4 protein-coding genes are annotated in these 4,790 nt (G+C 50.8%); 2 read left to right on the top strand and 2 right to left on the bottom strand.

The features are described from left to right. The coding region (locus ABYW01_RS14335; RefSeq protein ID WP_372833867.1) for an ABC transporter substrate-binding protein at nucleotides 1-667 on the top strand (667 nt) is incomplete at its 5' end. 356 nt (nucleotides 668-1,023) lie between these two features. Here ABYW01_RS14335 and ABYW01_RS14330 read toward each other — a convergent pair. Then, on the bottom strand, nucleotides 1,024-2,628 hold the full coding sequence (locus ABYW01_RS14330) for an ABC-F family ATPase (protein ID WP_372833864.1): 1,605 nt from the start codon (nucleotides 2,626-2,628) through the stop codon (nucleotides 1,024-1,026). Nucleotides 2,629-3,043: 415 nt separating this feature from the next. Between ABYW01_RS14330 and ABYW01_RS14325 the strand changes: the two genes are divergently transcribed. Then, the gene (locus ABYW01_RS14325; protein ID WP_372833862.1) at nucleotides 3,044-3,730 is read left to right on the top strand and encodes a PilZ domain-containing protein; all 687 of its coding nucleotides are present in this window, start codon (nucleotides 3,044-3,046) and stop codon (nucleotides 3,728-3,730) included. A 96-nt stretch (nucleotides 3,731-3,826) separates the two neighbouring features. Here the strand turns inward: ABYW01_RS14325 and ABYW01_RS14320 are convergent, their stop codons facing one another. Next, the gene (locus ABYW01_RS14320; protein ID WP_372833860.1) at nucleotides 3,827-4,744 is read right to left on the bottom strand and encodes an MBL fold metallo-hydrolase; all 918 of its coding nucleotides are present in this window, start codon (nucleotides 4,742-4,744) and stop codon (nucleotides 3,827-3,829) included. Nucleotides 4,745-4,790 lie beyond the last annotated feature (46 nt).

The raw sequence follows: 4,790 nt of genomic DNA, 5'->3' as shown, positions 1-4,790 counted from the left end.
GAAACAGTGGATTGCATCCGTGCGCACTAAGCCGGTATTTGCGACCGTGTTTCCATATTCCTGCCAACACTATCAATTGCGTTACTGGTTAACGGCCTCCGGTATCAATCCGGATCAGGATGTGACACTGATTGCCGTCCCGCCAACCAAGATGGTCAGTACGATGCGTGATCATCTGATCGATGGGTACTGTGCTGGCGAACCCTGGAATACGTTGGCAGAATCAGGAGCAGTCGGCAAAGTGGCCGTCACCGGCTATCAGATCTGGTCTGATTCCATCGAGAAGGTATTTGCCGTCACGCAACGCTGGGCGGATATCCATCCCAATACCCATACTGCATTGATTCGTGCACTGGTCGCCTCCTGTGAATGGCTCAGCCACTCCTGCAACCATGCGGAAGCACTGGATCTGCTGCGCCTGCCTCCCTACCTTGATCAGAGTGTCATTCCACTCTGTCAGGCCAGTGAAACACATCCGATCATGCAATCATTCTACGGCTCTGACGTGAACCTACCGTCACTGAGTCATGCCCACCTAATGCTGGAACAGATGGAGCGCTGGGGACAATGGCAAGGCGGTGATCGCACGCAGATAGCCCAGCAGGTCTATCGACCGGATCTGTACGCTGAGGCATTAGCACAAGCACCATCACAGCAACTTGCTTAGGCCAATATGAGAGATAAATCCGTCGGAGGGATTGATTCAAAATGGATGAGAAATCACAAAACTGATATTCGTCAATTTCCCGACTTAGTTACTTGGTTATTATCGATCTCGCTCTCAACAACAAATTATTGGCTAGCGAGGTGTTTTATGAGTTCATGTTGTGGTGTGTGTGGTGGCCAGGATGCGGAAGAAGTGAAAAAACAGGAACAGGCTGAAGAAGCTAAATCGCAAGAACAAACTGAACAGACCACGGAAGAATAACCAATGGTTGTCGATCAGGCGGGAATCTGTCCTCCCCTCCCCGCCTGACTCTATATCACACGGGCCCTTGTCCGGACCCGGTGACCTTATCTTTCTCAGGCAACTTTTGCCGCAGCGACCTGACTTGCCAGATACTCTTCGTACGTACCCTGGAAATCGATCAGCTTCTGATCCTTGATCTCAACCACACGGGTTGCCAGAGAGGAGACAAACTCGCGGTCATGGCTGACAAAAATCAGCGTGCCATCATAACCTTCTAAGGCGCGGTTCAAACCTTCAATGGATTCCATATCCAAGTGGTTGGTCGGTTCATCCATGATCAGTACGTTAGTGTTCATCATCATCAGCTTGCCAAACAGCAGACGGTTTTTCTCTCCACCTGAGCAGACTTTTGCTTTCTTGTTGATGTCATCCGCCGTGAATAGCAAACGGCCCAGCATGCCACGTACCGCCAGATCATCGTGCTTCGGCTGACGCCACTGCGCCATCCACTCGAACAGATTCAGATCGCAGTCGAAGTCTTCGGTGCTGTCCTGAGGACAGTAACCGATCATGGCATTCTCAGCCCACTTCACATCACCGGACTGCGCGCTGATCTCGTTCATCAGGCAACGCAGGAACGTGGTTTTACCCACACCGTTTTCGCCGATGACAGCCAGTTTCGCACCGGCTTCCAGAATCAGGTTACCGCCACTGAACAACGGTTCGTCATCGTAACCGTGACCAACATCTTCCAGAACCAATGCCTGACGGTGCAGCTTTTTCTCTTGTTTCAGACGGATATACGGTGTCTGACGGCTGGACGCGACGACCTCTTCCAGCTGAATTTTTTCCATCTTACGCGCACGGGATGTCGCTTGTTTTGCTTTAGATGCGTTCGCCGAGAAGCGGTTTACAAACTGCTGCAACTCTTCCAGCTCAGCACTCTTTTTAGCGTTCTCGCTATGCAGCTGTTCCTGTATCAGGGACGATGCCGCCATAAAGTCTTCGTAGTTGCCCGGGTAGATACGCAGGTCACCGTAATCGATATCGGCCATATGCGTGCATACGGAGTTCAGGAAGTGACGGTCATGCGAGATAATGATCATGGTGCACTTGCGCTGATTCAGGACCGTGCCCAACCAGTTAATCGTGTGAATATCCAAGTTGTTGGTCGGCTCATCGAGCAGCAAGATATCAGGATTGGCAAACAACGCCTGTGCCAGCAAGACACGCAGCTTCCAGCCCGGTGCAACCTGACTCATCAGGCCAAAGTGATATGCTTCTTCGATACCCGCCTGCAACAAGATCTCGCCGGCGCGGCTTTCGGCACTGTATCCGTCCATTTCGGCGAATTCAGTTTCTAAATGCGCAACCAGCATCCCCTCTTCTTCCGACATCTCCGGCAACGAGTAGATGCGCTCACGTTCCTGTTTCACTTTCCACAGTTCCGCATCCCCCATGATCACCGCATCAACCACGCTGTATTCTTCAAACGCGAACTGATCCTGACTCAGCGTACCTACCTTATATCCAGGCGTAATGGACACGTTGCCCGATGTTGGCTTCAGCTCACCGCTCAGGATTTTCATAAAGGTCGACTTACCGCAACCGTTCGCTCCGATCAGGCCGTAGCGATTACCGTTGCCAAATTTTGCGGAGATATTTTCAAACAATGGCGCAGGGCCAAACTGCAGGGTGATGTTTGCGGTGGTAATCAAAGAACTATTCCTGAGGGCTTACGTTTGGGGAAGATCATTAACGCCAGCAATGGCGTACAGACCGGATGACTTACAAGCCAAATAACTTATAAATACGGAGCGCGCACTTTAAAGAGTTGCAACGCTAATGTCGAGCAAAGCTGTACAGAAAACGTACTAAAAAGCACAGAGAGTCGCTCACCTAAAGCGCAACCGGCAGATACGCTTTGCTGCACCAGCGAAATGACAGCCAGAACCAAGCATCGCATCGACGTATAACTCGCGGATTTTAAGGTAATTTTAATGAACACTCATTCCGAAAAATACCAGAGAAAGCGCAAGATAGTCCCAAAGACATGGCGATTTTATTACTAAACATAAAGGGCACACCAACTAACATCCGTTTAACTGTGCCGACCGGGCTAGGAATAGATTGATGCAGCAGATTAGTGTGACACCTACCGAATACCTGCCAAATTTTAGAGTTGGAACCAAAATCCAAATCTCTTCACAGGATGGAAGATTACGGTTTATGACCTCCCTTGTCGGTGTACATGATCAGGACGTTATCGTCGCCCACCTTCCCTCTGCGGAAGAACTACTGGAGAAATACGGATACTCACAAATCCCCCTCCGATGGTATGAAGCCTTTTTCAAAGTAAAGCAGGGCCTCATTTTACGACTCGTGGATAAAGGCGTGGTTTATGCCTTTGAAACTTCGGTCGTAGAAGTCGCCGGTAGTCAAAGCCAAATGATCATGCTGAGTTACCCTTCCAAAGTTTACCAACAAGAGCTGAGGAAGGAACCACGCTATCCCTGCACACTTTTAGCCCATATATATTGTCGCCACGAACAGTTTGAAGGTGTCGTCAAGGATGTCAGTTCAGGCGGCTGCCAGATCCGCCTGCCAGATCATGAAGCCGTCCAAAAGGTACATCAGCTAAAGAACTCCGGTTTTTTGATCACTTTCGAGGTTCTTTTCCCCGATAACGATACGTATTTTGTCTTCAAAGGCGATCTGATCTCTGTGTTGTCGCTGCAGTGTGGGTTGCGGCTGGGTATCGCCTTCAAAAAACAATATACGGAGATCAAGAAATACCTCGGAGCCTTGCATCTCAACTAACGATTTAAGGAATGGGCTGGCGTAGGAGATCACAACACACATCCAGCCTTTAACCGGCTGCGGCAAGGATAGCCGTAGCCGGTCGGGATGGAGTATTTATTCCCACTCCATCTCTTCAAACACACGCTGAGCATTGCGTGCATGGATCTGTTCATACACGGATAGATAGCTAAAGGCACTTTGATCAATACGACGCGTAGCGCCCATATCCTCACCCTCCTCCAACAGTTCACCCACAGCACTGCGCAAAAACAGTAAATAGCGATAGGTATCGCGCTCCGCCCCCGACAGATCCGTTGGCTGCCCATGTCCCGGCACTATCTGGCCCGGCTTCAGCTGCTGAATCACCTTAAACGCGTCAATCCATGCCAGATGTTGCGATTGCGGACCCACACCCAGCATCCGGTCCATATAGACAACATCACCGCTGAATAGCACGCCAGATTCAGGTAACCACACCAGCGTTTCTCCACCCGTATGCGCAGGACCAACGGGAATCAGTTGCAGATGAATACCTTCAACCGAGATATCCGTCACCTCCGACACCGCCTCGTTGGCAGGCATCACGTCAGTCCCTCGCCAGCTATCACCCGTGTAGCGGGAGGTTGATGACATCTGAGCTTCTCCCCGGGCCTGCTGGTCAGCCAGCGTCTGTTCGGAGGTCAACGTACGAATCCCCTGATCAGCGAAATAGCGATTACCAAACCAACGGTGATCCTGTCCGCCCGTATTGATAACCAACACAACCGGTTTATCGGTCACCGCCCTGATCTGTGCTTCAATCGCCTGAGCACCTTTCAGTGTGCCGCCACTATCAATCAGCACAACACCGCGTTCACCTACGATAAAACCAAAATTGGCGTTGTTCGCTAAATTGGTTTCTGAGCGCTGCTCCATCGGCCCGATCAGGGCAAAGATATCCTCCGCTACTTCAATTCGCTGTAACGGATTCGCACTGACTGAGCTGGCAACACACACACTGAGCAACACTATCGTCCGTATTAGACCAACCACTGTTTAACTTCCTCCTGCGTGGGTATCCGGCCGCTATGCACCACCG

Source organism: Pontibacterium sp. (genome assembly GCF_041587635.1).
In the GTDB taxonomy this organism is placed as follows: Bacteria; Pseudomonadota; Gammaproteobacteria; order Pseudomonadales; family Balneatricaceae; genus Pontibacterium.
The sequence above is the reverse complement of the archived record's forward strand: the minus strand, read 5'-3'. Positions and strand labels throughout refer to the sequence as shown.

Bases quoted from the DNA above. Each gene is read 5' to 3' on its own strand.
- ABYW01_RS14325 (WP_372833862.1), top strand. From the start codon at position 3,044: ATGCAGCAGATTAGTGTGACACCTACCGAATACCTGCCAAATTTTAGA.